Origin of the sequence: Streptomyces sp. NPDC018000 (assembly GCF_044328025.1) — a bacterium.
GTDB lineage: Bacteria > Actinomycetota > Actinomycetes > Streptomycetales > Streptomycetaceae > Streptomyces.
Genome location: NZ_JBIRGM010000021.1, coordinates 59017 through 84664 on the forward strand (window position 1 = coordinate 59017; position 25648 = coordinate 84664).

Sequence of the window (25648 nt, forward strand, 5' to 3'; positions counted from 1 at the left end):
CCGGGCGGGCCCAGAATCGGGCCGCCGGTCGGTCTTAATGAATCAACGCGGTGAGTTCGCCGGTGCCGGTCGTCGTGTCCGCCGCCCGGCGCGGCACCGCGACCCGGTGAGCCGGGTCGCGTACCTCACCGACCAGCATCTCCAGGACGTCCTCCATGGCGACCAGACCAAGGACCCGGCCCGATGCGTCGGCGACCTGCGCCAGATGCGTCGCCGCGCGGCGCATCACGGTCAGGGCGTCGTCCAGGGGCAGCTCGGCCCGTACGGTCGCCATCGGGCGCCACACGTGCTGGGGGACGGCCCGCTCGCCGTCCTCCAGGTCCAGGACGTCCTTGACGTGCAGATACCCCATGAACGGGCCTCCGCCTTCCGCACACACGGGAAAGCGCGAGTAGCCCGTCCGTACGGTCAGCTCCTCGATCCGCTGCGGGGTGACGGAGGGGTCGACCGTCACCAGGGAGGCCCGGCTGAGCAGCACATCGGTGACGGGCCTGCTGCCCAGCTCCAGTGCGTCCTCCAGCCGCTCCTGTGCCTCCGGCTCCAGCAGCCCGGCCTGGCCGGAGTCCTCGACGAGCCGGTTGAGCTGCTCGCTGGTGAAGACGGCCTCCACCTCGTCCTTCGGTTCGACACCGAAGATCCGGAGCACCAGCCGGGCGCAGGCACCCAGTGCGGAGGTGACCGGACGGCAGATACGGGCGAAGCCCACGAGGCCGGGGCTGAGCCACAGCGCGGTCTTCTCCGGCGCCGCCATCGCGAGGTTCTTCGGGACCATTTCGCCGATGACGAGATGGAGGAAGACCACGAAGACGAGCGCCAGCACATAGCCGAGCGGATGGATGAGGCCCTCGGGCAGGTGGACCGCCTGGAAGACCGGCTCCAGCAGATGGGCGACGGTCGGTTCGGCGACGGCGCCGAGGGTCAGCGAGCAGACGGTGATGCCGAACTGGGCGGCAGCCATCATCTGCGGCAGGTTCTCCAGGCCGTACAGCACCTGGCGGGCCCGGCCCGAACCGGCGGCCGCGAGGGGTTCGACCTGGCTGCGCCGTACGGAGACGAGGGCGAACTCTGCACCGACGAAGAAGCCGTTCGCCAGCACGAGGAGCGCGGCGAAAAGCAGCTGGACAAAGCTCATCGCACGGCCTCCAGAACACCGTGGCTGACCGATTCCTCGGTGACGGGGCCGGTCACCTCGGCCGTGCGTACGAAGCGGACCTTCTCGGCGCGGTAGCGGCCGACCTGGCGGACGGAGATCCGCCAGCCGGGCAGTTCGGCCCGGTCGCCGGGGGCGGGGATGCGTCCCAGCAGATCGGCGACGAGTCCGGCCACGGTCTCGTACGGTCCGTCGGGTACGTCGAGCCCTATCCGGCGCAGAGTCAGGACCCGGCAGCTGCCTTCCGCGTCCCAGGCCGGGCGGCCGTCCTCGGGAGCAGCGGGGGCAAGCTCGGGCCGGTCGGCGCCTTCGGCGTCGTGCTCGTCCCTGACCTCGCCGACGAGTTCCTCGATGATGTCCTCGAGGGTGACGACTCCGGCGGTGCCACCGTACTCGTCGACCACCACGGCGATCGGCTGCTCGTTGCGCAACCGACGGAGCAGCTGTTCGACGGGCAGGGTCTCCGGCACCAGCAGCGGCGGTACGGCGATGCGGCCCGCCGGAGTGCGCAGCCGGTCCTGGGCGGGCACGGCGAGCGCGTCCTTGAGGTGGATCATGCCGACGACCTCGTCGATGCGCTCCCGGTAGACGGGGAAGCGGGAGAGGCCGGTGGCGCGGGTGAGGTTGAGGACGTCCTCCGCCGTCGCCGAGGACTGCAGGGCGCTGACCTTCACCCGTGGGGTCATGACGTGCTGTGCGGTGAGTCCGGCGAGCGACAGGGTCCGTACGAAGAGATCCGCGGTGTCCTGTTCGAGGGTGCCGGCCTCGGCCGAGTGCCGGGCCAGGGAGACCAGCTCCCCGGGAGTGCGGGCGGAGGCCAGCTCGTCGGTGGGTTCGACACCCAGCAGGCGTACCAGCCGGTTGGCGACGGTGTTCAGCATGCTGATCACCGGCCGGAAGGCGGCGGAGAAACGGTACTGGGGGCCGGCGACGAACCGGGCGACCTGAAGCGGCCGGGAAACCGCCCAGTTCTTGGGCACGAGTTCGCCGATCACCATCTGGACGGCCGAGGCCGCCATCATCCCGATCAACACGCTGATGCCGGGTACGGCGCCGCCGGGCAGACCGGTCGCGGTGAGGGGGCCGTCCAGCAGCTGGGCGAGTGCGGGTTCGGCGAGCATGCCGACGACCAGTGAGGTGATGGTGATGCCGAGCTGGGTGCCGGACAGCTGGAAGGAGAGCTCACGCAGGGCTTCGACGACGGTGCGGGCCCGCCGGTCGCCCTCGGCGGCGGCGCGCTCGGCGTCCTGCCGCTCCACCGTGACGAGCCCGAACTCGGCTGCCACGAAGAATCCGTTGGCGAGGATGAGAAGGAATGCTGCACTCAGAAGCAGCAAGGGAGTGGTCATGCCGCCGCCTCCGGGGAAGGGGCGGCGCAGGTACTACCGGACGGTCCGTCCATTGCTGGAGGGAGTCACTCCTTGGGTCGCAGGAAAGCCCCGCAGGCCTCATGGACCCTCTGGTGCGGGGCGGGGCGCACAGGGGCGCCGCCGTCCTCCAGAGTAATCAAGAAGAGGCCGTACGGGGCGGGGGCTCAGCCGTTGTCCGTGCCGGTGCCGTGGTTCTCGGCGAGGACACGGAGCGCATGGGCGTCGCGGATGGCCTGCTGCTTGCCGATTCCCGGCTGGATGCCGAGGGCGGGCATGCTGGTCCCGTCGCTCAGATCGAGAAAGACCCAGGGGTCGCCGACGCGCAGGTTGACACGGAGAATCTCCGCCCAGGACAGCCGGCGCGTTCGGGTGAGATTGACCACGGTCACCCCGTCCTCGTTCGCGACGATCTTCGGGCGGCTGAGCAGCGCCAGCACACCGAAGAACAGCAGCGCGGTGAAGATGAAGCTGGACCGCTCCCCCGCGCTCAGCTGCTCCAGTGTCAGGGCGACGGCAGTGATGACGACGAACATCACCGCCCCCACGGTCAGCAGGACCACCCGGGTTCGGGTCGGCCGGAATGTGACCGGGAGCGTGGGGAGTTCGGACCGGGACGCGGGGGCGGACATGGTGCTCTTCTGTCTTCCGAGTGGTCGCCCGGCCGTCAGAGACGGCAGGCGTGGATGGCGGTGGTGAGGATGGCGCGGGCGCCGAGGTCGTACAGATCGTCCATGATCCGCTGGGCCTCCCGGGCAGCGACCATGGAACGGACGGCGACCCAGCCCTCGTGGTGCAGCGGGGAGATGGTCGGCGACTCCAGACCCGGGGTGAGGGCGACCGCACGCTCCAGGTGCTCGACGCGGCAGTCGTAGTCCATCATCACGTAGCTGCGGGCGACCAGGACGCCCTGGAGGCGGCGGAGGAACTGCTGCACCTTGGGCTCGTCGTCCGGTGCGCCGGTGCGGCGGACGACGACGGCTTCCGACTTCATGATCGGCTCGCCGATGACTTCGAGTCCGGCGTTGCGCAGGCTGGTGCCGGTCTCCACGACATCGGCGATGACCTGGGCGACACCGAGTTCGATGGCGGTCTCGACCGCGCCGTCGAGGTGGACGACGGAGGCGTTGACGCCGGCGTCGGCGAGGTGCTTGGCAACGATGCCCTCGTAGGAGGTGGCGATCGTCTTGCCGTCGAAGTCCTGCGGGCCCTGGGCCGTGCCGGGCTTGGTGGCGTAGCGGAAAGTGGAGCGGGCGAAGCCGAGCTGGAGGATCTCCTCGCAGTCGGCGCCGGAGTCCAGCAGCAGGTCGCGGCCGGTGATGCCGATGTCGAGACGGCCGGAGCTGACGTAGATCGCGATGTCGCGAGGCCGCAGGTAGAAGAACTCGACCTCGTTCTCGGGGTCGACGAGTACGAGCTCCTTGGACTCCTTGCGCTGCTGGTAGCCGGCCTCATGGAGCATCGCCATCGCAGGCCCGGAGAGTGAACCCTTGTTGGGTACGGCGATGCGCAGCATGAGGTCAGGTTTCCTTTGCGGGGAGAGAGTCTTCTACGGATGTGCGGAGTGCTATGCGGTGCTCAGGTCGTGCTCAGAGGTGGGCGTAGACGTCGTCGAGGGAGATCCCGCGGGCGACCATCATCACCTGGACGTGGTAAAGCAGCTGGGAGATCTCCTCGGCGGCGGCGTCCTTGGTCTCGTGTTCGGCGGCCATCCAGACTTCGGCGGCCTCCTCGACGACCTTCTTGCCGATGGCATGGACACCCTTGTCCAGCAGCTCGGCGGTACGGGAGGTGGAGGGATCGCCGTTGGCGGCCTTGAGCTGCAGCTCGGCGAAGAGCTCTTCGAAGGTTTTGTTCGCCATGATGGTCCCTAGGGTACGGGGTCCGGGCCCCCCGTTCAGCGCCAGGGCTCGCTGACCGTACGCAGCGTGGCGGCGGTGGCAACGGCCGCGGTGACCGCTTCATGCCCCTTGTCCTCGTTGGAGCCTTCCAGCCCGGCCCGGTCGAGGGCCTGCTCCTCGGTGTCGCAGGTGAGTACGCCGAAACCGACCGGGACTCCGGTGTCGACGGCGACCTGGGTCAGGCCGTTGGTGACGCCGTGGGACACGTACTCGAAGTGCGGGGTACCACCGCGGATGATCACGCCGAGGGCGACGATCGCGTCGTAACCGCGACCGGCGAGAACCTTGGCAACCACCGGGAGCTCGAAGCTGCCGGGCACCCGGAGCAGGGTCGGCTCGTCGATGCCCAGCTCGTGCAGGGCGCGCAGCGCGCCGTCGACGAGTCCGCTCATGACCTTCTCGTGCCACTGGGCGGCGACGACCGCCACACGCAGGTCACCGCAGTTGCGTACGGACAGTTCGGGTGCGCCCTTGCCGCTCATGTCTCTCCTACCGCTCGTTTCCGTGATCGTTACTGGTTGCCGCAGGTCGCCGCGGTGGCGGCGTCGAGCCAGGGCAGGTCGTGCCCCATGCGGTCGCGCTTGGTGCGCAGGTAGCGCAGATTGTGTTCGCCGGCCTGGACGGGCATCGGCTCGCGGCCGATGACGGCAAGACCGTGCCGCAGGACCGCGGCCGTCTTGTCGGGGTTGTTGGTCATCAGCCGCAGGCTGTGGACGCCGAGGTCCTTGATGATCTGGGCGCCCGCCGCGTAGTCCCGGGCGTCGGCGGGCAGGCCGAGCTCCAGGTTGGCGTCGAGGGTGTCGATGCCGCGCTCCTGGAGTTCGTAGGCGCGCAGCTTGGACAGCAGGCCGATGCCCCGGCCCTCGTGGCCGCGCAGGTAGATGACGACGCCGCGCCCCTCCTCGGTGATCCGTCGCATGGAGGCGTGCAGCTGGGGCCCGCAGTCGCAGCGCTGCGACTGGAAGATGTCGCCGGTCAGGCACTCGGAGTGGATCCGCACCAGGACGTCGGCGCCGTCCCCGATGTCGCCGTGGACGAGCGCGACATGCTCGACGCCGTCGGTCGTGGAGCGGTAGCCGTACGCGGTGAACGCGCCGAAGCTCGTCGGCAGCCGTACCTCGGCCTCGCGGCGGACGGTCGGCTCCGAGGTGCGGCGGTAGGCGATCAGGTCCTCGATGGAGATGATCGTGAGGCCGTGCTTGCGGGCGAACGGGACCAGCTGGGGCAGCCGCAGCATCACGCCGTCCTCGCCGGCGATCTCGACGATCGCTCCGGCGGGCCGTAGTCCGGCGAGCCGGGCGAGGTCGACGGCGGCCTCCGTGTGGCCGTTGCGGACCAGCACACCGCCAGAGCGGGCGCGGAGCGGGAAGACGTGGCCGGGCCGTACGAAGTCGCCTGGGCCGGCCTCGCCGCCGGCCAGCAGCCGGAGCGTGGTGGCACGGTCGGCGGCGGAGATGCCGGTGGTCACGCCGTGTGCCGCCGATGCGTCGACGGAGACGGTGAACGCCGTCCGCATCGACTCGGTGTTGTGGTCGACCATCTGCGGCAGTTCGAGCCGTTCCAGCTCGTCGTTCTCCATGGGTGCGCAGATCAGACCGCGGCACTCGCTCATCATGAACGCGACGATCTCGGGGGTGGCCTTCTCGGCCGCGATGACGAGGTCGCCCTCGTTCTCCCGGTTCTCGTCGTCGACGACCACGACGGGCCGTCCGGCGGCGATGTCGCGGATCGCCTGCTCGACGGGGTCGAGGGTGAGGTCCTCGACGACGCCTTCGTGTTCCCGGTGCAGCCAGGTGGGCTGGGCAGTCATGCCGTGGCTCCTTCCAGAGCGGGTGTCCGCGAACGCAGCCACCAGTCGCGCATGCCCCACAGGACGAGGGCGCCGTACACGACGTAGATGAAACCGGAGAAGGCGAGACCGCTGTGGAAGTTCAGCGGTACGCCGACCAGGTCGACGAGGAGCCAGGCGAACCAGAACTCGACCATGCCGCGGGCCTGGGCGAACATCGCGACGAGTGTGCCGGCGAAGATGTACGCGTCCGCCCACGGGCTCCAGGAGAGCGAAGGAAACGCGGTGAACAGGCCGCCGACCGCGAGCGTGCCGAGCGCTGCACCGCCCAGCAGGCAGCCGCGCTCGCGCCAGGTCGCGAACCGTACGGCGAGGGAGCCGTCCTGAGCCTGCCGCTTGCCCCTGGTCCACTGCTGCCAGCCCCAGACGGCCACGGCGATGACCACGAACTGCTTGCCGACGCTGCCCGCCTGGTGCACGGAGACATTGGCGGCGACCAGGACGACGCCGGACAGGAGCTGGGCCGGCCAGGTCCAGATCGAGCGGAGCCAGCCCAGGGTCAGCGCGATCAGACCGACCGTGTTGCCGATCATGTCGGACCAGATGATGTGCTGCCCGAAGACAGTGAACGCCTCCGCGTTCAGCCAGTTCAGCCCGGTCACTTCGCCGGCTCCTCGGGTTCCTGCGCTGTGCTGCCGAGCAGCCGCTCGACGTACTTCGCGATGACGTCCACCTCGAGGTTGACCGGGTCGCCGGGCTCCTTGATGCCGAGTGTGGTCAGGGCGAGGGTGGTGGGGATGAGGCTGATGGTGAAGTAGTCGGGTCCGGCGTCCACGACGGTCAGGCTCACGCCGTCGACGGTGATCGACCCCTTCTCCACCACGTAGCGGGTCAGTTCCGCCGGGAGGGAGATCTTCACGATCTCCCAGTTCTCGGAGATCTCGCGCTCGACGATACGGCCTGTGCCGTCGACATGGCCCTGGACGATGTGGCCGCCGAGCCTGCCGCCGACCGCCATGGGGCGCTCCAGGTTGACCCGGGAACCGACCTCCAGGGCGCCGAGGCTGGACCGGTTCAGGGTCTCTGCCATCACATCGGCGGTGAACTCGTGCTCGCCGAAGTCGACGACGGTGAGGCAGACGCCGTTGACGGCGATGGAGTCGCCGTGCTTGGCGCCTTCGGTGACGACGGGACCGCGCAGGCGGAAGCGTGAGGCGTCGCCGAGCTTCTCGACAGCGGTGACTTCGCCCAGTTCTTCGACAATTCCGGTGAACACTCAGTTTCCCTTCCTGGCAGGGCGGGGGACGGCGGTGATGCGCAGATCGGGGCCGATGCGGACGGTCTCGGTCACATCGAGGCGCGACGCATCGGCGATGGTGCGGATTCCGGCGTCGGCGAGGGCCGCGGGGCCGGCGCCGAGGAGCACGGGGGCGAGATAGCCGACGACCTTGTCGACCTTCCCCGCCGCGACGAAGGCCCCGGCCAGGGTCGGGCCGCCTTCGAGGAGTACGGAGCGGATGCCTTGCCCGTACAGGGCGGTGAGCAGGGCGGGGATGTCCAGGCCGGGGCCGGTGGCGGCGCGCGGCAGCCGCAGGACGGCCCCTTCGGGAAGATGGCGGGCGTCGGCGTCGGCTGCGACGGCGATCAGGGTGGGCGCGGTGTCGTCGAGGACGCGGGCGCCGGGGCGTACGGCGGTGGCACCGGTGTCGACGACCACCCGCAGGGGCTGTACGGCGCCTTCGACATCCCGTACACCGAGTTGCGGGTCGTCGGTACGGGCAGTGCCGGAGCCGACCACGACGGCGTCGGCCTCGGCGCGCAGTCGGTGGACGTCGGCCCGGGAATCGGGAGAGGTGATCCAGCGGCTGGTGGCGTCGGCGGCCGCGATCCGGCCGTCGAGAGTCGCCGCGTACTTCCACAGGACGTACGGGCGGCCCAGGCGCACCGAGGTCAGCCAGGCAGCGTTGCCCGCCTCGGCCTCGCCCGCGAGGAGTCCCTGCTCGGCCTTGACCCCTGCCGCGCGCAAAGTGTCCCCACCGCCGGTGGCCTGTGGATCCGGGTCGCCGACGGCGTAGACGACACGGGCGACACCGGCCTCGATGAGCGCCTGGGCGCAGGGGCCGGTGCGGCCGGTGTGGTTACAGGGTTCGAGGGTGACGTAGGCGGTGCCGCCCCGGGCCCTGTCGCCTGCGGCACGCAGGGCGTGGATCTCGGCGTGCGGCCCGCCGGCGCGCTGGTGGAATCCTTCACCGACCGGCAGGCCTGCGGCGTCGAGAATGACGCAGCCGACGACCGGGTTGGGGCTGGTGGAGCCGAGACCGCGCGCTGCGAGCGTGATCGCTCGGCGCATGGCGGTGATGTCGGCTGCGGTGTCCACCGGGTCCTCCTGCCTCTTCGGGCACGGACTCCGGGGCCTGTCGACGACGACAGATGAAGCGGGAACGCAACAGGGGAACGCCGAATGCCGAATACACGGATGGATCGGTTGCCCGAAGACCATCCGCCGACGGCGGCGTACCCGTGAAACGGCCCGCCGCGCACTGCCTCCCATCCGGACTTTAACCGTCGGTCCAGGAATCTCACCTGGTCAACCGGCCGCTGGATGCGGACGGGTCGCGGACTGTAACCGCCGGTTCGGAATTGCACCGACCCCGGAGTGCGCTGCTACTGGTACACGGTCAGTGTGCCACGCTCTGCTCATGAGCCATACGGGTGCGCACTTGTGGAGTGGCTCACAGGGCTCCGAACAGGGGCGCCGAACAGCGGTGCCGACCACCAGTGGCGGGTCATCGGACACTTCACCGACTGGCGGACCGGGAAAGACGGCGGGCCCGCCTTTCTCGCCTCCGGCATCCCTGGGACAAAGTCACCCATTTGCCGGTCGGTCCGAATTACGCGTTCGCCCACGTCCGCGTCGCCCGAGCACCGAACGGGCTGTGGGGAAGGCGGCGTTCGAGGTTTTCCTCGCCGAGCTCACGGCTCGCAGCACGACGACGGGCACCGGGGCTGCCGGTGACCGAGGATTCCCAGGGGAGGGCACGGCGGTATGACGACGGATTCCACGCAGACGGTCTTCGGTATGGAGCAGGTGAGGCGGTCCAGGTTCGCCGTCGCCGCGGTCTTCGCCGTGCACGGCACGGTGACCGGCAGCTTCGCCACCCGGGTGCCCTGGATCCAGGATCATGCAGGAATCAGCGCCGGGCAGCTCGGTCTCGCCCTGGCCTTCCCTGCGATCGGCGCCTCGCTCGCGATGCCGCTGGCTGGTGCGATCAGCCAGCGCTTCGGCGCCAGGACCGCGCTGCGCGGACTGCTCGCCCTGTGGACGCTGGCCCTGATCCTGCCCGCACTGGCACCCGACCTGCTGACGCTGTGCGCCGCGCTCTTCGTGTACGGAGCATCGGCCGGGATGTCGGACGTGGCGATGAACGCCCTCGGTGTCGAGGTGGAGAACCGCCTCGACAAGTCGATCATGTCCGGGCTGCACGGGATGTGGAGCGTGGGCGCCCTGGTCGGTTCGGCGGCGGGCACAGTGGCCGCGCATCTGGGCTCCGATGCCCGGCTGCATCACTCCCTCGCCGCCCTCGTCCTCACCGTGCTCGGCCTGATCGCCTGCCAGGGCGTACTGGATCTGCGCAGCAAGCCGGACGAGGAGCCCCCGCCGCGCTTCACGCTGCCGCCGAAGTCGGCGCTGATCATCGGCGCGGTGGGCTTCTGCGCGGTGTTCGCGGAGGGGGCCTGCCTGGACTGGTCGGCGGTCTATCTCCGGGACATCATGGACACCTCCGCCGGGCTTGCCGCTGCGTCCACTACGGCGTTCGCGCTCACGATGGCGGTCGCCCGGATCGCCGGCGACAAGGTCGTCGACCGCTTCGGGGCGGTCGGGACCGTGCGGGCCGGCGGCGTCCTCGCGACGGTCGGCGGACTGCTCGTGGTCGCGTCACCGAACGCTGTTCTGGCGATGTGCGGCTTCGGGCTCCTCGGCCTCGGTGTCGCCGTGGTCGTCCCCCTCGCCTTCGCGGCGGCCGGACGCAGCGGCCCGAACCCGAGTCAGGCGATCGCGGGCGTCGCCACCATCACGTACACCTCCGGGCTCATCGCCCCGTCCGCGATCGGATCACTGGCCCAGGCGACGTCGCTGGTCGTGTCGTTCGGCCTGGTGACGGTGCTGGCGTTCGGCCTGGTGCTGGGGGCCGGGGTGCTGCGGGCGGGTGACCGCAGGGCCGTGTCTCCCTCGGACGCCACCGCTGCGAGCACGGCAGCGGTCGAGCTGCGCCCCTGAGCTGTCGGCTGCGCGGGGCGTGGCGGAGATGGTCCGTCGGTCGTACGGGCGGACCATTCCCCTGCGGATCCTCTGCGGCTGCGGCTGGCTGGCTTGGCTTCGCTCATATCCCGGATGCATTCAGGTACTCCTCAACGATCGGCGCAAACGCGGAGGCACGAAGTCGGACAGGCTGATCCCGATCCTGACCGCCCCCGGCTTTGCCTCCGACTCCGGCGCCCCGGCCGGCGCCGTCTCCGCGCGCACCGGCTCGGTGCACACCGCCTCTGTTCTCGTCACTTGTGCCCCTTGCTCCACTCATGCCGCAGCAGTCCGTACACCAGCTCGTCGACGCGCCGCCCGTCGCGGTGGATGCTCTCGCGCATCACGCCCTCCCGCACGAAGCCGGCACCTTCGAGCAGGCGCACGGAACGCGGGTTGTCGGCGAAGACCTCCGCGGTGATCCGCTCGAGTCCGAGCACATCGAAGGCGTGGCCGACCGCCCGCACCACCGCCTGGTGTCCGTAGCCGTGCCCCCACAGTTCCCTCTCGCCGATGACGATGCCCAGCCGGCACCGCTGATGCGCCTGCTCGATGAGCGCCAGGTGGAGGAATCCGATGGGCTCCGCGCGGCCGGCGAGGCCGATCGCGAGATGGACGATGTCCTCACTCGGCCGCATCCACCGCTCGATCGTCGCGGCGACCTGTTCGCGGCTGTAGGTGTGTGTCTCGTCGTCGCTCAGCCGCTGGATCTCGAGGTCGTTCTTCCAGCGCAGCAGCGGTTCGAGGCTTGCCGGGGTGTGGGGCCTCAACTCGACGACGTCGTCGCTCACCGGGGACGTCGGGCTGTCGTTCATCGGGTCTTTCGCTCCTTGACGAGTTCATGGGCACAGTGCATCGCGATCTCGGCGGTCGTACGGTGCGCGGGGTCGGGCAGGACTCCGACACATCGGCGCTGACGACGGCGCGTTCCCCTTCTTACGTCGCCGAGTCGTCGTACCTCGTCATGCCCTCGTCCAGCAGCGCTCCTTGCGGCTCGGCCGCTGTTTTGGAGAGCCAACGGAGGGAGTGGTAGCCGGTGAGCACCAGAAGGGTGCCGAGGGCGATGCCGCTGAGCTCGAAGTTGTCGGTGATCTTCAGCGACACGCCGCCGATGCCGACGATGACGCCGGCTGCGGCCGGAATCAGGTTGAGCGGCTGGCTGAAGTCAACCTTGTTGCGGACCCAGATCTGAGCGCCGAGCAGACCGATCATGCCGTAGAGGATGACGGTGATGCCGCCCAGCACGCCGCCCGGGATGGCGGCCACAAACGCCCCGAACTTCGGGCACAGACCGAAGAAGAGCGCGAAGAACGCGGCGCACATGTAGGCGGCGGTCGAGTAGACGCGGGTGGCGGCCATGACGCCGATGTTCTCGGCGTACGTGGTCGTGGCTGGGCCACCGGCAACCGTGGAGAGCATGGTGGCCGCGCCGTCCGCGGCGATGGCAGTGCCGAGCTTGTCGTCGAGGGGATCGCCGGTCATCTCGCCGACCGCCTTGATGTGGCCGGTGTTCTCGGCCACCAGGGCGATCAGGACAGGGAGGGCGACGACGATCGCCGACGCACTGAACGAGGGCGCGTGCATGTCAGGGAAGCCGATCCAGGCGGCGTCCTTGACCGAGCTCAGGTCGAGACGCCAGTGGTCCACGACCTTGCCGGCGGCATCGGCGGAGTGGATCTTGCCCAGGGTGAGGTCAAGGATCCAGGAGAGCGCGTAACCGAAGACCAGCCCCAGGAAAATGGCGATACGTGACCAGAATCCGCGCAGGACGACGAGCGCGAGGCCGGTGAACAGCATTGTGGCGAGCGCCGTCCACTGGTCTTGCGGCCAGTAGGTCCCCGCAGCCACCGGAGCGAGGTTGAAGCCGATCAGCATGACGACGGCGCCCGTCACCACCGGCGGCAACACCGCGTGGACGACCCGCGCGCCCAGGAACTGGACCACGACACCGACTGCGGCCAGGGCGAGGCCCACCACGAACAGCGCGCCGGTGAGTTCCGCCGGCCCACCGCCCTGGCTTCCGATGACCGCGGCGACACCGACGAAGGAGAGCGACGATCCCAGATAGCTCGGGACTCGTCCGCGCGTGATGACCAGGAACAGCAGGGTCGCGACACCCGAGGCCATGAGGCCGAGGCTCGGGTTGAGCCCCATGAGCACCGGGGCGACAAAACAGGCACCGATCATCGAGACGACGTGCTGCGCACCCAACCCGACCGTCCGGGTCCAGGTGAGCCGCTCGTCGGGTTTGACGACCTCGCCTGGTTTCAGATGCCGGCCATCCCCGTGCAGCTTCCACCCGAAACCTGACATTCAGCACTCTCCATTCGTGTACTTGCCGAACGGAAAGTACAAGATCAGCGGTCAATCATTCGCACCACCCCGTGCCGAACCCACCCGGACCGCCATCCGCGTGACCTGTCCCGCTCGTAGAGGACCTACGAGGGGTTGCGCGTCGACAATGGTACGAGGGCCCGTTCGTACACCAGGTTTGAGTGACGCAACCAGGTTGCGACGTTCGTGGCTCCGGTGCTGATGGGCCTGGACCCGAACCTGGCGATCATGATGTCGAGTGTCGCGACGGCCATCTTCCTGCCGGCCACGCGCGGCCAGGTGCCCAGCTGTCTCGGCTGTTCGCTCCCCTTCGTCGGGGTCGCCGCGACGATCCGGGCCGGCAGCGGCAGCAGCGCCGTGGTCACCGGTGCGGTCTTCGCCGTCGGTGTGGTGCTCGCGGTGCGACCGAACGGGTCATGAGTATCAGGACCCTGACGCAGGATCTTGGACGCCTGGGTCATACGCGGGCCCATACCCGACTGAATTCTTTTCTTGAATTTCAGAGCATCTTGAATTTCAGAGCATGATGAGCAGACGCGTCTTCGGCTTGAGCTTCCTGTTCACCGAACGACTCTGCACGTACACCTCCAGCTTGGGATTGTTCCCCGCCTTCACGGAAACGGTGCCCTGGATGCCTGTACCGAACAGAAGGCTGCGCGCCGCGTCGCCCGTATAGGCGCGATCGGTGTCCTTCTCGACCACGATGACTTCCTTGTTCAGCTGAACCTGAGCCCGGGCGCCCAGCTGGTAGTAACACGAACCGCGTTCGTACGTCACGCCCGGATGCGAATCGACGAAGGGCCGAATCTCGATCTCCTTGTCGACCTTCAGGAGTCGATACTTGTCGGCCGGAATCGGTTCGAGGTTCGCCCTCACCTCGTCGACCGATATGTCCTGGCCGACGGCGAACAAGTTCTTCGTGCCGCGCACCCCCTGCTCGCGGCCCCGGAGGAAGCTGGTGGCGGCAGCGCGCACGGTGCCGATCGCCTCCTCGACACCCTCCCGGGAATCCGCATCCCAGATGGCGATGTTTCCGGCCGGGAAACCGTAGTTCTGGGCGGTGCGCTTCGCCAGGGAGTTCGGAACGAGGATCGCGGACGTCCAGTGGCCCGGAAGCCCGCCCATCTTCGCCGCGATCTTGTCGAGCCAGGGACCGAGGATGGCCATGTCGCCGTCGTGCCGCCTGTCGCCGCCGGAGGCGTTCTCCTCGCCGTCCGTCACCACGATCTGGAGGAAACTGTGCTCGCCGTATTCCTCCCAGATATGGCCCAGGTCGTCCAGGGACTTCAGAGAAGCCTCGATGAGGGCCGTGGCGCCATTGTCGACCTTGTACAGACCGCGCATGGACGGCAGATGTTTTACGTCCATGTCCCAGACCAGGTTCTCCACCTTGTGGTCGAAGGAGTAGAGACTGATCCGGGTCTCATGGCCGAGGCTGTCCGACTCGGCTTTCAGACCCGCCACGAACTCGTCCACGACGCGTATGAGCTGACTCTGGTGCGGCCGCATGGAACCCGAACAGTCCACTACCAGCGCGACGTGATTCACCTTGTGCTGGATCTTGTTGGCAGACACGTTTCTACTCCTCCTCCGAGGCTCCCCGAGTGATGATTGAACTCTATGGGGAGGCACTGACAACGGCGTTTGACGCACGATCACCTGCCTGCGCCGGCCGCGCCCCCGACCTCTTAGGGCCATGCACCCAAAGGCCGCGACCGGCACTAGAAACAGTCGCCGTACCAGTGCACCGCGCCCGGCGCCGTGACCGTGGCGCGGACGGATTCCGCGTCGGCGTGCAGCGGGCGGGCCATGCCGACGTGCTCCTCGACCGACCGGGGATCCGAGAGCAGGGCCGGCAGTGACTCCCGGACGCCGGGGCCGTCCGGAATCCGGACCCGGGCCCGGCTCAGCCCCGCGTCCCGGCCCCGTTCACCGACGGCGGCGAACAGTTCGCCCAGGCACTCGGGTGCGCCCGCGAACTCCCTCACCTCCACGTACTCCCCCGCGTGCTGGGCCACGATCCAGCCGGTGAGCGTCCCCGACACGGGGTCCTCCGCCACGAGCGACCGCTCGACCGGGCCGTACCAGGCAGGCACCCGCACCGCCCAGTCCTCGGGCGCCCGCAACGAGCTGAGCGGCGTGTTCGCGTTGTACGCGTGGTGCAGGGCGGCCACCTCCGCGGCGTCCTCGGCGGTGGCCCCACGGACCCGGAAGGTCCCGGAGGCGGCCGTGGACGCCGGCGTGCCCTCGGTGTACGTACTGCCGAATTCCTGCCATCCCGAGCCCCGGTAGACGCCGGGCGTGCCGGTGAACAGCAGTGACCAGGCGCACTGTTCGGCCCTCATCGTGCGTTCCGCCTCCACCAGCAGCCGGCGCACCAGCCCCCGGCCCCGGGCCTCGGGGCGGGTGGCGACACTGCCGATGCCGCCGACCCGCTGCGGGGTGCCGTGCGCGTCGCGGATCAGCCTGGGTACGTAGACGACGACCGCGTCGATCCCGCCCCCCGGACCGCTCTGCGCGACGAACGTGTGGCGGTGGCGGTCCGGATCGAGGGCGTGCAGGGCGGCGATGCGCGGGGCGTCGAAGCACTGTTGCCACAGGGCAGCCAGGGCCGGATCGTCGGCCGCGGTCGCGGTCGCGGTCCGGATGACGGCGGTCACAGGGTCAGGTTCCCGTCGGTGCGCACCGATTGGCCGTTCGCGGGCATCGCGCTGCGCTTCGTGCCGCCCTCCACGCAGGCGGTGTGCAGGACCGGGGCCAGGGCCTTTGGGGCGAGGTGGAGCGTACCGCCGGTGAAGCGGCTCCCCGTCGCCGCGTAGTGGTTCGTGCCGTCGGCGATGCGGACATGGGCGGTGTCCGGCCCCGAGGCGGCGCTGCTGAGCCCGGTGATGTCCCAGGTCACCTTTCCGGGGCCGGTCGCACGGCCGAGCAGCACCTTGGCCTTGTTGCCACCGGTGAGGCGGGTGCCGTCGGTGACGGTGATCCGCTGGTCGCGCACCGCGCTGAGTTCGATGCCGGTGTTGTCGTAACTACCGCCGTCGATCCGCAGATCCGCCGACCCGACCGAGATCGGGGCCGCGTTCTCGGCGCCCTTGACGGTGCAGGTGAAGAGGAGGTCGGTGTGGGCCTCGATGCGGTGGACGCTGTTGTCGGCGATCATCGCAGCTCGGCGACCGTGCCGACACGCAGCACATCGCCTGCATGCGACGGTGCGGCCTGCGCCGAGCCGGAGGCCACGGCCGAACCGGCCATGACCAGACCGGCCAGCCCCGAAGCCCGCAACAGAGCACGACGGGACGAGGGCGATGACGCGACGGAGGAGGGGGCTGGGGACGGTGCATTGACGGGCATGGCGGAAGTGCTCCTCGCGGGTGTCGATGCGTGGTCGATGAGGACCGACTGCCGGTCGGCCGCGGTCAGATCGTGTTGCGGTACGGCGGCATGAAGCGCATACGCGGCATCTGGTCGGCCAGCACTCCCCCGTCGACGACGATGCGCGCCCCGGTGAGGTACGCCCCGGCGTCCGAGGCGAGCAGCAGCAGTGCGCCCACGCATTCGTCGGGCTGCGCGTACCTGCCGAGCGGGATGCGCTCGCGGTACGCGGATTCGAAGGCCTCCCGGTCGAAGGGGAATTCGCCGTCGATAGGGGTCTCGACCATGCCGGGGGCAAGGGTGTTGGCGGTGATGCCGTGCGGGGCGAGCTCGACCGCCAGGGTCTCGGTGAGGAGTTGGGCGGCGGCCTTGGAGGCGTTGTAGTGGGCCAGGCCCGCCTCCGCCACGAGGGCGTTCTTCGACGTGACGGTGATGATCCGGCCGGCGACGGAGTCCGCCGTCATGTGTTCGGCGATGCGCTGGCTGAGGAAGAAGACGGCGTCGACATTGACCCGCATGATGTGCGACCAGCTTGCGGGGGTGATCTCGTTGAAGCGTTCCAGCGCCGCCGTTCCCGCGTTGTTGACCAGGATGTGCAGCGGTCCTGCCTCGGCGCGTACGGCATCGGCGAAGCCGGGCAGCGCGTCGATGTCCGCGAGGTCCTGTCCGTAGGTGCGGACCCGTCGGCCGAGCGCCTCGACGGCCGCCGCGGTCTCGGCGACGCCGTCGGCGCCGGGCAGGTCGACGAGGACCAGATCGGCGCCCGCTTCGGCGAGCCCGAGGGCGAAGGACCGGCCGAGGCCCCTGGCGGCTCCGGTCACGACCGCGGTGCGGCCGGTCAGGTCGAAGCGGTCAGTGCCGCGGGGCGGGACGGCTGCGGTCATTGCGGGGTTCCTCCAGGCGGAGAGATAACGACCTCGCCCACGATTAGGGAGCGGATCAGCGAGCGGCGTCATGCGGCTTCGATTGCAAGGCGGAGAAAGGACACGACGCGGAGCGTCGTTGACTGACGACAACGCCGCAAGCGGAGTCGCATGACGCCGGGAGCCCGCTCCCTGTCGTGGGCGAGGCCGTAAGGAGAAGTATGGGCCGCCGCGCAGGGACACAGGGGGAGCGCGGCGGCCCGCTGCCGGTGCTGCGCCCGGGCTCAGGGGGGTGGCCCGTGCTCCGTACCGGCAGGTCTGTGGGGACGGCCCGGTCAGCCGTTCAGGCCGAGCAGGTCCAGCGACGGCCGGTGGATGATCTCCTCCACCGCGTCCGCATCCAGCGGCGGCAGTCCGGGGATGCCGGGGATGCGGGCGATCTCCCGCATCCCCTTCACCGAGTCGTCGACCGTTGTGAACGGGTAGTCGCTGCCGAACATCAGCTTGTCGAAGACCCCGTAGTCCTGGACCAGCCGCAGACTGTGCCAGAGCTGGAAGGGCCGGTAGTGCAGGGCGCTGATGTCCGCGTACACATGCGGGTGCTTGCGGATGACCGCGATGCACTCGCCCTCGAAGGGGTGGCCGAGGTGGGCGAGGACCATCCGCAGTTCGGGGTGCCGGATGGCGACGGCGTCCAGGTGCCGGGGCATCGCCCATTCCAGCGGCGCGTTCGACACAAAGGTCGTGCCGGTGTGGACGAGGAGCGGAAGTCCGTGCCGTTCGGCGTAGCCGTACAGCTCGTCGTACTCCCCGGCGGCCGGGTCGAAGCCCGCGTACATCGGCATCAGTTTGATGCCGCGCAGGCCCAGTTCCTCGTGGCCGTAGCGGAGTTCCTCCTGCCAGCCGGGCTGGGTGGGGTCGAGGGAGAGGTAGCCGATCAGCCGGTCGGGGTGCTGTGCGGCGTACGAGGCGACGGCGGCGTCGTCGACCCAGAGCCCGCTGCGCCGCGCCTTGCCGCCGACGACGATCGTGCGGGTTCCCTCCGGTGCCGTTGCCGCGTACTCCTCCCACTTCACCGTGAGGTCGACCTCGCCCGCGTGGGCGCGGGCGGAGTCGGACTTGAAGGGGTCGGTGAAGTCGTGGCTGTGCCGGAAGAGATGTGAGTGGACGTCGACGATCATGTCCGGTTCCGCTTCTCCCAGCCGTCCGCGAACATGTTCCAGAAGCGGTGGCTGGGCGGGTGTTCCTCGAATACCTCGTCGACGAGCTCGACGCCGAGTCCCGGGGCGGTCGGCAGGCCTATGTGGCCGTCGACGATCGGGAGGGTGCCCTTGAGTGCGTCGAAGACGTAGTCCTCGAGGAGTCCGTCGAAGGTTTCGAGGATCTTGAAGTTGGGGATTCCGAGCGCCGCGTGCACCGAGACGGTGGTGCAGAGCGGCGAGTTGGAGTTGTGCGGGGCCACGAGCATGCCGTGGGTATCGGCGATCGCGGCGAGCTTCCTGACCTCGGTGAAGCCGCCGGCCATCGAGAGGTCGGGCTGGATGATGTCGACCGCGTCGGTGGCGAAGAGCTGCTTGTACTCGTAGCGGTTGTGGAAGTGCTCACCGCCGGAGATCGGGAAGGCGGCGCGCCGGCGCAGCTCCGCGTACCGCTCGATGTGGGTCCAGGGCATCGGCTCCTCGAACCAGCCGATGTCGAACGGCTCCAGCTCCCGCACGAGGCGGGCGGCGGTCGGCATGGCGAACCGGGCGTGGCCCTCGATGAACAGGTCGATGTCCGGGCCGATGGCTTCGCGGACGGCGGCCACGAGTCCGATGGAGCGGCGCAGTTCGGCGCGCTCGAGCTCATGCAGCCCGGGGCCGAACGGGTCGAACTTGAGGGCGGTGAAACCCTTCGCCACGGTCTCCTTCGCCTTGGCGGCGAAGGTCTCGGGCTCGCGTTCGCCGGTGTACCAGCCGTTGGCGTACACGCGTACGTCGTCCCGGCAGGCGCCGCCGGTCAGTCGGTACGCGGGCACGCCGAGCGCCTTGCCCATCAGGTCGTGCATCGCCTGGTCGAGGCCGGACAGGGCGATGCCGCCCATGTCGCCGCCGCGCAGGAAGTCGCCCTGGTAGACGCGGAGCCAGAGCTCCTCGATGTCGAAGGGGTCGGCTCCGATGAGATGGCGCCGGCCGAGGGCCTCGGTGAGGGCGCAGACCTCACGGACCCGGTAGGGGTGGGTGATCTCGCCGATGCCGGACAGGCCCTCGTCGGTGTGGACCCGTACATAGCCGAAGTCGCGCCAGGAGGTACCGAGCATCAGGGTCTCGACGCGGGTGATCCGTCCGGCGGGGCCTGCGGGGCGGGTGCGGTTGACAGTGAGCATCAGCGGGTCGCTCCGCCCATGGTGGAGGTGTTCTCCAGGTCACGGGCGCCGCCGTCGGCGAGGACGGCCTTCACCGCGGCCTCGGTGCCCTCGATCAGACGGTCCACGTCGGCGTCGGTGTGGGCGTAGCTGATGTGGCTGCGCTTGAGGTTGAGCGGCAGTTCGAACAGGCCGTGGTCGAGAAGCTTGCGACGGTAGCCGACGAACAGCGAGGCGTCGTTGTTCAGCAGGTCCTCGTAGGTACGGGGGGTCTCGCCCGGCATGAAGTAGCTGACGAAGACGGAGCCGTAACCGGTGACGACGGCGGGAACGCCCAGGCGCTCGTACAGTCCGGTCAGTTCGGTACGGACGCGGTCGCCGAGCCGGAAGACATGCTCGTGGACCGGCTCCTCGCGCAGCTTGCGCAAGGTGGCGAGGGCGGCGGCGACGACGGACGGGTGGCCGTTGTACGTACCGGCGAAGAAGGCGGGGGCGCCCGGTCGGGTGGAGAAGAGGTCCATCAGGTCGGCGCGGCCGCCGATCGCTCCGACGGGGGCGCCGTTGGCGATGGCCTTGCCGAGGGTGGTGAGGTCGGGGGTGACGCCGGAGATCTTCTGCCAGCCGCCGATGTCGTGGCGGAAGCCGGTGATGACCTCGTCGAAGATCAGGACGCTGCCGGCCTTGGTGGTCTCCTCGCGCAGCGTGGTGAGGAACTCCTGGTGGGGCAGGAGTGCGCCGACGTTGTGCGGGACGGGTTCGACGATGACGGCGGCGATGTCGGAGCCGTGCTCGGCGAAGGTGCGGCGGACGGCCTCGCTGTCGTTGAAGGGCAGGACGAGGGTGGCTTCGAGGACCTCGGGCAGGATGCCGGTCGAGATCGGGTCGTGGCTGCCGACCATCGAAGGTGCGGAGATGACGTTGAGACTGACCGCGTCGTGCCAGCCGTGGTAGCAGCCCTGGAACTTGACGACCAGGCGGCGACCGGTGGCGGCGCGGGAGACGCGTAGCGCGTGGAACGTGGCCTCGCTGCCGGTGCTGGTGAGCAACACCTTCTCGATCGACGGGATCAGTTCGGTGAGCTGTTCGGCGAGAAGGACCTCGCCCTCGGTGACGCCGACGCCCATGTGGCCGAGAGTGGCGCCGGCCTCGGCGGTGGCGCGGGCCACGTCGGGGTCGTTGTGACCGAGCAGCGGCGGGCCGAACGCCGAGTGGAAGTCGGTGTACTCACGTCCGTCGGCGGTACGGAACCGTGCGCCGTCGGTTTCGGTGACGACCAGGTCGGTCAGTCCGGGAACGCTGCGCTGACCACTGTTCACGCCGCCGGGTACGACCTGCCGGGCGCGCTCGGCGAGTCGGGCTCCGGATTCGTTGCCTACCGGGCCTGAACTCATATCGCTTACTCCTTGCGTCGAGAGTCGTCGGTTTTCTCGGGCCCTGCCCGGCCTGAGAGTCCCTGGCGCCATCCGCCCGGCAGTCGCCGCAGGAAGAGGTTGATCCGTAGTGCTTGAGGCTTTTCTGAACGCTGTTCTGTAGAGCAGAACAGTTTTTGGATGTTACGTGCGGCGCCGGGACCGGTCAACCCCTTTCCGGGCACCAGAAGGCCAGATTCCAGGGCTCCTTCGCAGAGAAAGCGCAATTCGACCTCCTTGAAGGCAGTAAACTGTTCTGCTATGACGAACAGTGCTGCCCCAGAAGAGCCGAAGTACTGGGTCAAGAGCGTGGCCAGGGCAGCGGACATCCTCGAAGCGCTCGCCGCCCCCGCACAGGGGAACGGCCTGAGTGTCACGGAGGTCGGGCAGGCCTGCTCCATCTCCAAGAGCGCCGCCTTCGGCATGCTCCAGACCCTTCGTGCCTACGGCCTCGTCTCGGACGACGGCGAGGGCATGAACCGCCGCTACCGGCTCGGCATGAGCCTGGCCCGGCTCGGCGACCGGGCCCGTTCCCAGGTGTCCCTGCGCGGGGTCGCCCACCCCGTCCTGAGCGAGCTCACCCGGACCACCGGCATGGCGTCCAGGCTCGCCGTACCCGAGGACGGCCATGCGGTCGTCGTGGATCAGGTCGAGCTCGACCAGCGCGTCCGGCTCGATCTGCGGATGGGACAGCGCGAACTGCCGCACTGCACGGGCCTGGGCAAGGCGCTGCTCTCCGCCATGCCGCAGAGCGAGGCAGCCGCGGTCGTCGAGCGGTTCGGGCTGCCCCGGCGCACCTCCCGCACGATCACCGACCCGGCCACCTTCCTGTCGCATCTGCGCGACATCGCCCGGGTCGGCTACGCCCTGGACGACGAGGAGGACGCCGAGGGCATCATCTGCATCGGTGCGCCCGTCTTCGACGACCGTTCGGTGTGCGCCGGAGCGATCTCCATCACCGGCCTCAAGCTCGGTCTGCCGGCCTGGCGCTACCAGGAGCTGGGCGGCCAGGTACGGGACGCGGCCCGGCGGATCAGCGTCTCCCTGGGCTGGATCGACGACATCGACGACGCGGATGACGACATATCCGGCACCGAGCCGCCGCATTCCGACGGATTCAGGTCTTGACCAATCGGCGCTACCCACCGTAGGTTCCCTGCCAACCACGGTGACACTCACCCGTCACCGGCGATTTACCCCTTCCGGTCCGCTTCCGGCGCCTGCCCACCGCACCGTGAACATCCGACGACCGAACCCTTTTCAGCCATCCGCCTCATGGCAGTCCACCGCAGGAACGCTCCCTTGTTTTCGGCACTTCTCGGAAGGCGAAGTCCGCATGAGCGTTCCGCACCCACACACCTCCGCTTCGTCCCGTCGTGCTCTGTTGCGGGCTTCGGGGCTGGCCGGTCTGGTCATGGCCGGTTCGGCCGTGGCCTCCGGCTCGGCGCAGGCCGCACCGTCGCATGCAGGCGATGTGCTGCGTGTCGGCACGGTCGCCGAGCTGCGCGCGCTGAACACCAAGCCGCTCGACGACGGCACCCAGGTCCTGATCGCCGGCTACCACGCCCCTGGCGACGGCGGCGCGATGGCCGTGCGCTGGGACGGCAAGTCCACCGCCGCACCCAACGGCGGAACGGTCATCGCACCCACCGCCGCCAGGACCGGCCGCTGGCTCCAGCTCCACACCGGAACCCTCGACTTCCGCACCTTCGGCCACTTCGACGCGAAGGAACCGGCCGACGCCGCCCTCGACGCGATGATCGCCGACAACAGCGTCCACCGCATCGAGGCCCACACCGACCTCCTCCTCACCAAACGTCACCTCTTCAACCGCTCCCACATCGAACTCGACTTCGGCGGCCACCGCATACGCACCGAAGGCATCGAGAAGAACACCCACGACAACCCCTTCGGCGCCGTCCTCTCCTTCCGCGGCACCGTCACCGACACCACCGTCACGCACACCTTGAGCGCGGCGATGCCGGATCTCTCGGATCTCTTCGAGGTCGGCGACTCGGCGAAGTTCTCGGTCGGCCAGTGGTGGGCCGTGGAGATCAACGCCCTGTCGGGGAAGTACGAGAAGGAGATCCAGCGTCTCGTCCAGGTCACCGAAGTCGTCGACTCGACGCACATCCGGGTCAACTACCAGATCGGCTGGGACCTGGCCGCCGGCCGCACCCTCACCTGGACCCGGATCGAGCCCGTCGACCGCGCCCACGTCCGCAACCTCGTCTTCGAGGGCTGGGGCGAGGACGAGATGACCGGCTCGCACCCGGTCGCGTACGAGTACGCGGTGCGCTGCGACGTCTCCGGGATCGAGGCCATGGGGACCTTCTGGCCGGTGGTGATGCGCCGCTGGTGCACGTACTACCGCACCGAGCAGTGCTCGCTGACCAACCCCAAGTCCGTCACTTACGGCGGCGCGGGCTATCTCACCCAGCAGATCTACTGCCTGTACGGGCACGTCGAGGACTGTCATACCTCCAATGCCCGTCATCTCAACGACTTCACGGCCTCCGCCTACTGCTATGTCACCAACTGCCACGGCGACGGTGACGACGAGGGCCCGTTCGTGACGCACGGGCAGTTCGAGCACGACCTCGTGTACACCGGCAACTCCGGACTGATGACCTTCGCCAACTCCGGTGCGGCCTGGGGCGGCAGGGCCAAGCGGATCACCGTACGCAGGCACGCCTGCTCCTGGTTCGTGGCCCGCGTCAAGATCACCGATCTGACGCTGGAAGACGTACTGGTCATCGGCAAGAAGTCCCTGGCCGGCTCCGGGATGCTCTGGGTGAACGCCGACGGTGTGCAGCTGCGCGGCTGTACGGCCTCCGGTCCGCTGATCGTCTCCCGGGCCTCGGACCTGTCCGCCCGCCCCAATGTGATCGCCGACTCCTCGTTCGCCTTCGCGGCGGGCGCGGAGATAACCCAGGCCAATGTCACCGTCCCGCTCACCCTGCAGCGCAACACACTGAAGGGCGTCGACGGCGCGGTCTTCAACGGCAGCGGTCCGCTCGTCCTGGACCAGTGCACCCTGACCGGCTCCAAGGACACCGCCCCGGTCTCGCTCAAGCACGGCGAAATCACCGTCCTCGGCTGCGAACTCCGTGACACCGGGCTCAAGTTGACCTCGGCGAAGGACCAGCGGCTGCGCATCGACGGAACTCGTCTGACCGGCACCAACAAGGACGGCGCCCTGCTGGCCCGTACCGGCTCAGGACGGACCGTCGACTGGCAGCTCACCGGCCTCGACTCGACCGCACCCGAGGGCACCGCCCATGTGCTGGTCACCGAGGGCCCCAACCGCTACCGGGCCACCGGCTCCACCTTCACCGGCGGCCGGCTCGAACTGCGGCCTGCGGCGTTCAGCGGCAACTCCAGCCACCTGCTGCACACCGGCTGCGTCGAGGACGGCACCGAGCGCACCGCGCTGCCGGACGAGGGCGACCGCGTCGCCCACACCGCGGCCACGCTGCGCTTCTGACCACTTGGGGCCTCTCGTTCGGGTCAGGCCCCAACCCACCGAGTACCAGGGATTCCCCGTGTCCACGCATACCCCGATCACCGGCCGTCCCGTACGGGTCGCGCTCGTCGGCGCCGGCAACCGCGGTCTGACGTACGCCGAGTGGATCAAGGCGCACCCCGAGCGCGCCGAACTCGTCGCCGTCGCCGATCCGCGCCCCGCCGCGCGGGCCGCCGCCGGTGCACCCGTCGAGTTCGACGACTGGCGGCCGCTCGTCGACAGCCGCATCGCCGACGCCGTCGTCGTCGCCACCCAGGACCGTTTCCATGTGGAGCCGGTACTGGCCCTGGCCGAGGCCGGATACGCGATCCTCGCCGAGAAGCCCCTCGCCCCGACCGAGGACGAGACCCGGCGGATCGTCGAGGGTGTGGAGCGGGCCGGAGTCCTCTTCGCGGTGTGCCATGTCATGCGGTACACCCCCTACACCGACCTGGTGAAGAAGGTCGTGGACTCCGGCGTGCTCGGCCAGCTGGTCTCCCTCGACCATCTGGAGCCGGTCGGCTGGTGGCACTACGCCCACAGCTATGTGCGCGGGCCGTGGCGCAGTGAGCGGGCGTCCTCCCCGATGCTGCTCGCCAAGTCCTGCCACGACCTGGACTGGATCACGTATGTCATGGGCGGCCGGATCGAACAGGTCACCGGTTTCGGCGGGCTGAAGCACTTCCGGCCCGAGAACGCTCCGGCCGGGTCCGCCGACCGCTGTCTCGACTGTGCGATCGAGCCCGATTGCCCGTACAGCGCGCCGAAGCTGTACATGCCGACGTTGCGCGAGAAGGGTGCGGTCTGGCCGGTCACCCATGTCACCGAGGCGACCGACGAGGCCGGGCTCGTGCAGGCGCTGCGCGAGGGGCCGTACGGCGTCTGCGCGTACCGCAGCGACAACGACGTGGTCGATCACCAGGTGCTGGCGATGCAGCTGACGGACGGGGTGACCGCGACCTTCCAGATGGTGGCGTTCACCGAGCAGACGCATCGGCAGACCCGGATCTTCGGCTCGCACGGCTGGCTGATCGGTGACGGTGAGCGGGTCACCGTGCAGGACTTCCGGACCGGCGAGAGCACCGTCCATGAACTCGGCGCGTCCGGTTCGAACGCGGCCGACGGGCACGGCGGCGGGGATGCCGCGCTCGTCGACGCATTCGTCACCGCCGTCGCCACCGGTGACGCCGGGGCCGTCCGCTCCGGTCCCGCCACCTCCCTCGGCAGTCATCTGGCGGCGTTCGCCGCCGAACGTGCCCGGCACACCGGCACCGTCCAGACGGTGCCGGCCAAGTGACAGGCCCTCTTCCCGGC

The 25648-nt window shown here is 69.3% G+C and carries 24 protein-coding genes, 1 pseudogene and 1 riboswitch; of the genes and pseudogenes, 5 read left to right on the plus strand and 20 right to left on the minus strand.

Annotated elements, in window-relative coordinates:
- Window positions 1-34 precede the first annotated feature (34 nt).
- From ACH4EW_RS27810 to ribD, 10 genes are all read right to left on the minus strand, one after another.
- Window positions 35-1132 carry a hemolysin family protein gene (locus tag ACH4EW_RS27810; RefSeq protein ID WP_398261483.1) on the minus strand — a complete coding sequence of 366 codons (1098 nt, stop codon included), beginning with the start codon at window positions 1130-1132 and terminating at the stop codon, window positions 35-37.
- The gene (locus ACH4EW_RS27815; protein WP_398261485.1) at window positions 1129-2499 is read right to left on the minus strand and encodes a hemolysin family protein; all 1371 of its coding nucleotides are present in this window, start codon (window positions 2497-2499) and stop codon (window positions 1129-1131) included. Before ACH4EW_RS27815 ends, ACH4EW_RS27810 begins: the two co-directional genes overlap by 4 nt.
- Before the next feature lie 185 nt (window positions 2500-2684).
- Entirely contained in the window at window positions 2685-3149 is a 465-nt protein-coding gene (locus ACH4EW_RS27820) for a PH domain-containing protein (RefSeq protein WP_398261487.1), read from the minus strand.
- Window positions 3150-3184: 35 nt separating this feature from the next.
- Complete coding sequence (gene hisG / locus ACH4EW_RS27825) at window positions 3185-4033, minus strand: ATP phosphoribosyltransferase (RefSeq protein WP_398261489.1); 849 nt, start codon at window positions 4031-4033, stop codon at window positions 3185-3187.
- A 73-nt stretch (window positions 4034-4106) separates the two neighbouring features.
- Window positions 4107-4379, minus strand: coding sequence for a phosphoribosyl-ATP diphosphatase (locus tag ACH4EW_RS27830; protein ID WP_398261491.1), 273 nt, complete (start codon window positions 4377-4379; stop codon window positions 4107-4109).
- Window positions 4380-4414: 35 nt separating this feature from the next.
- Window positions 4415-4900, minus strand: coding sequence for a 6,7-dimethyl-8-ribityllumazine synthase (ribH, locus tag ACH4EW_RS27835; RefSeq protein ID WP_398261493.1), 486 nt, complete (start codon window positions 4898-4900; stop codon window positions 4415-4417).
- A 29-nt stretch (window positions 4901-4929) separates the two neighbouring features.
- Window positions 4930-6228, minus strand: a complete 1299-nt coding sequence (locus ACH4EW_RS27840; RefSeq protein ID WP_398261495.1) for a bifunctional 3,4-dihydroxy-2-butanone-4-phosphate synthase/GTP cyclohydrolase II — start codon at window positions 6226-6228, stop codon at window positions 4930-4932.
- A complete protein-coding gene (locus tag ACH4EW_RS27845; protein ID WP_398261536.1) occupies window positions 6225-6860 on the minus strand; it encodes a nicotinamide riboside transporter PnuC in 636 nt (211 codons plus the stop codon). Before ACH4EW_RS27845 ends, ACH4EW_RS27840 begins: the two co-directional genes overlap by 4 nt.
- Window positions 6861-6865: 5 nt before the next feature.
- Entirely contained in the window at window positions 6866-7483 is a 618-nt protein-coding gene (locus ACH4EW_RS27850; protein ID WP_398261497.1) for a riboflavin synthase, read from the minus strand.
- On the minus strand, window positions 7484-8584 hold the full coding sequence (gene ribD / locus ACH4EW_RS27855) for a bifunctional diaminohydroxyphosphoribosylaminopyrimidine deaminase/5-amino-6-(5-phosphoribosylamino)uracil reductase RibD (RefSeq protein WP_398261499.1): 1101 nt from the start codon (window positions 8582-8584) through the stop codon (window positions 7484-7486).
- Window positions 8585-8740: 156 nt separating this feature from the next.
- Window positions 8741-8871, minus strand: a riboswitch (FMN riboswitch).
- 382 nt (window positions 8872-9253) lie between these two features.
- Here ribD and ACH4EW_RS27860 point away from each other — a divergent pair.
- Window positions 9254-10486 carry an MFS transporter gene (locus ACH4EW_RS27860; protein ID WP_398261501.1) on the plus strand — a complete coding sequence of 411 codons (1233 nt, stop codon included), beginning with the start codon at window positions 9254-9256 and terminating at the stop codon, window positions 10484-10486.
- A gap of 275 nt (window positions 10487-10761) precedes the next feature.
- Here the strand turns inward: ACH4EW_RS27860 and ACH4EW_RS27865 are convergent, their stop codons facing one another.
- Window positions 10762-11322: a GNAT family N-acetyltransferase gene (locus ACH4EW_RS27865; RefSeq protein ID WP_398261503.1), complete on the minus strand. Its 561-nt coding sequence runs from the start codon at window positions 11320-11322 to the stop codon at window positions 10762-10764.
- A gap of 121 nt (window positions 11323-11443) precedes the next feature.
- Complete coding sequence (locus tag ACH4EW_RS27870; protein ID WP_398261505.1) at window positions 11444-12820, minus strand: uracil-xanthine permease family protein; 1377 nt, start codon at window positions 12818-12820, stop codon at window positions 11444-11446.
- Between the two features lie 198 nt (window positions 12821-13018).
- Between ACH4EW_RS27870 and ACH4EW_RS27875 the strand changes: the two are divergent.
- Window positions 13019-13237, plus strand: a pseudogene (locus ACH4EW_RS27875) (nitrate reductase); the annotation flags it as partial.
- Window positions 13238-13357: 120 nt separating this feature from the next.
- Here ACH4EW_RS27875 and ACH4EW_RS27880 read toward each other — a convergent pair.
- The 8 genes from ACH4EW_RS27880 to ACH4EW_RS27915 form a co-directional block, all read right to left on the minus strand.
- Window positions 13358-14416 carry a VWA domain-containing protein gene (locus ACH4EW_RS27880; protein ID WP_398261507.1) on the minus strand — a complete coding sequence of 353 codons (1059 nt, stop codon included), beginning with the start codon at window positions 14414-14416 and terminating at the stop codon, window positions 13358-13360.
- A 146-nt stretch (window positions 14417-14562) separates the two neighbouring features.
- Window positions 14563-15501: a GNAT family N-acetyltransferase gene (locus ACH4EW_RS27885; RefSeq protein WP_398261509.1), complete on the minus strand. Its 939-nt coding sequence runs from the start codon at window positions 15499-15501 to the stop codon at window positions 14563-14565.
- Window positions 15498-16001, minus strand: coding sequence for a hypothetical protein (locus ACH4EW_RS27890; protein WP_398261511.1), 504 nt, complete (start codon window positions 15999-16001; stop codon window positions 15498-15500). Before ACH4EW_RS27890 ends, ACH4EW_RS27885 begins: the two co-directional genes overlap by 4 nt.
- Window positions 15998-16192 carry a hypothetical protein gene (locus tag ACH4EW_RS27895; RefSeq protein ID WP_398261513.1) on the minus strand — a complete coding sequence of 65 codons (195 nt, stop codon included), beginning with the start codon at window positions 16190-16192 and terminating at the stop codon, window positions 15998-16000. Before ACH4EW_RS27895 ends, ACH4EW_RS27890 begins: the two co-directional genes overlap by 4 nt.
- A gap of 65 nt (window positions 16193-16257) precedes the next feature.
- On the minus strand, window positions 16258-17097 hold the full coding sequence (locus tag ACH4EW_RS27900) for an SDR family NAD(P)-dependent oxidoreductase (protein WP_398261515.1): 840 nt from the start codon (window positions 17095-17097) through the stop codon (window positions 16258-16260).
- Window positions 17098-17411: 314 nt separating this feature from the next.
- A complete protein-coding gene (locus ACH4EW_RS27905; protein ID WP_398261517.1) occupies window positions 17412-18257 on the minus strand; it encodes an amidohydrolase family protein in 846 nt (281 codons plus the stop codon).
- Complete coding sequence (locus tag ACH4EW_RS27910; RefSeq protein WP_398261519.1) at window positions 18254-19441, minus strand: mandelate racemase/muconate lactonizing enzyme family protein; 1188 nt, start codon at window positions 19439-19441, stop codon at window positions 18254-18256. The genes ACH4EW_RS27905 and ACH4EW_RS27910 overlap by 4 nt, the downstream gene beginning before the upstream one ends.
- The gene (locus tag ACH4EW_RS27915; RefSeq protein ID WP_398261521.1) at window positions 19441-20811 is read right to left on the minus strand and encodes an aspartate aminotransferase family protein; all 1371 of its coding nucleotides are present in this window, start codon (window positions 20809-20811) and stop codon (window positions 19441-19443) included. Before ACH4EW_RS27915 ends, ACH4EW_RS27910 begins: the two co-directional genes overlap by 1 nt.
- A 279-nt stretch (window positions 20812-21090) precedes the next feature.
- Between ACH4EW_RS27915 and ACH4EW_RS27920 the strand changes: the two genes are divergently transcribed.
- The 3 genes from ACH4EW_RS27920 (at window position 21091) to ACH4EW_RS27930 (ending at window position 25631) form a co-directional block, all read left to right on the plus strand.
- Window positions 21091-21957, plus strand: coding sequence for an IclR family transcriptional regulator (locus ACH4EW_RS27920; RefSeq protein WP_398261523.1), 867 nt, complete (start codon window positions 21091-21093; stop codon window positions 21955-21957).
- 208 nt (window positions 21958-22165) lie between these two features.
- Entirely contained in the window at window positions 22166-24316 is a 2151-nt protein-coding gene (locus ACH4EW_RS27925; RefSeq protein WP_398261525.1) for a peptidase C14, read from the plus strand.
- 58 nt (window positions 24317-24374) lie between these two features.
- Window positions 24375-25631, plus strand: a complete 1257-nt coding sequence (locus tag ACH4EW_RS27930) for a Gfo/Idh/MocA family protein (protein WP_398261527.1) — start codon at window positions 24375-24377, stop codon at window positions 25629-25631.
- Window positions 25632-25648 lie beyond the last annotated feature (17 nt).

What these genes read in the sequence shown, in the direction of transcription:
- ACH4EW_RS27810 (WP_398261483.1), bottom strand. Translation starts at nt 1,132, where the DNA reads ATGAGCTTTGTCCAGCTGCTTTTCGCCGCGCTCCTCGTGCTGGCGAAC.
- ACH4EW_RS27815 (WP_398261485.1), bottom strand. Translation starts at nt 2,499, where the DNA reads ATGACCACTCCCTTGCTGCTTCTGAGTGCAGCATTCCTTCTCATCCTC.
- ACH4EW_RS27820 (WP_398261487.1), bottom strand. Translation starts at nt 3,149, where the DNA reads ATGTCCGCCCCCGCGTCCCGGTCCGAACTCCCCACGCTCCCGGTCACA.
- hisG (WP_398261489.1), bottom strand. Translation starts at nt 4,033, where the DNA reads ATGCTGCGCATCGCCGTACCCAACAAGGGTTCACTCTCCGGGCCTGCG.
- ACH4EW_RS27830 (WP_398261491.1), bottom strand. Translation starts at nt 4,379, where the DNA reads ATGGCGAACAAAACCTTCGAAGAGCTCTTCGCCGAGCTGCAGCTCAAG.
- ribH (WP_398261493.1), bottom strand. Translation starts at nt 4,900, where the DNA reads ATGAGCGGCAAGGGCGCACCCGAACTGTCCGTACGCAACTGCGGTGAC.
- ACH4EW_RS27840 (WP_398261495.1), bottom strand. Translation starts at nt 6,228, where the DNA reads ATGACTGCCCAGCCCACCTGGCTGCACCGGGAACACGAAGGCGTCGTC.
- ACH4EW_RS27860 (WP_398261501.1), top strand. Translation starts at nt 9,254, where the DNA reads ATGACGACGGATTCCACGCAGACGGTCTTCGGTATGGAGCAGGTGAGG.
- ACH4EW_RS27865 (WP_398261503.1), bottom strand. Translation starts at nt 11,322, where the DNA reads ATGAACGACAGCCCGACGTCCCCGGTGAGCGACGACGTCGTCGAGTTG.
- ACH4EW_RS27870 (WP_398261505.1), bottom strand. Translation starts at nt 12,820, where the DNA reads ATGTCAGGTTTCGGGTGGAAGCTGCACGGGGATGGCCGGCATCTGAAA.
- ACH4EW_RS27890 (WP_398261511.1), bottom strand. Translation starts at nt 16,001, where the DNA reads ATGATCGCCGACAACAGCGTCCACCGCATCGAGGCCCACACCGACCTC.
- ACH4EW_RS27895 (WP_398261513.1), bottom strand. Translation starts at nt 16,192, where the DNA reads ATGCCCGTCAATGCACCGTCCCCAGCCCCCTCCTCCGTCGCGTCATCG.
- ACH4EW_RS27900 (WP_398261515.1), bottom strand. Translation starts at nt 17,097, where the DNA reads ATGACCGCAGCCGTCCCGCCCCGCGGCACTGACCGCTTCGACCTGACC.
- ACH4EW_RS27905 (WP_398261517.1), bottom strand. Translation starts at nt 18,257, where the DNA reads ATGATCGTCGACGTCCACTCACATCTCTTCCGGCACAGCCACGACTTC.
- ACH4EW_RS27910 (WP_398261519.1), bottom strand. Translation starts at nt 19,441, where the DNA reads ATGCTCACTGTCAACCGCACCCGCCCCGCAGGCCCCGCCGGACGGATC.
- ACH4EW_RS27915 (WP_398261521.1), bottom strand. Translation starts at nt 20,811, where the DNA reads ATGAGTTCAGGCCCGGTAGGCAACGAATCCGGAGCCCGACTCGCCGAG.
- ACH4EW_RS27920 (WP_398261523.1), top strand. Translation starts at nt 21,091, where the DNA reads ATGACGAACAGTGCTGCCCCAGAAGAGCCGAAGTACTGGGTCAAGAGC.
- ACH4EW_RS27925 (WP_398261525.1), top strand. Translation starts at nt 22,166, where the DNA reads ATGAGCGTTCCGCACCCACACACCTCCGCTTCGTCCCGTCGTGCTCTG.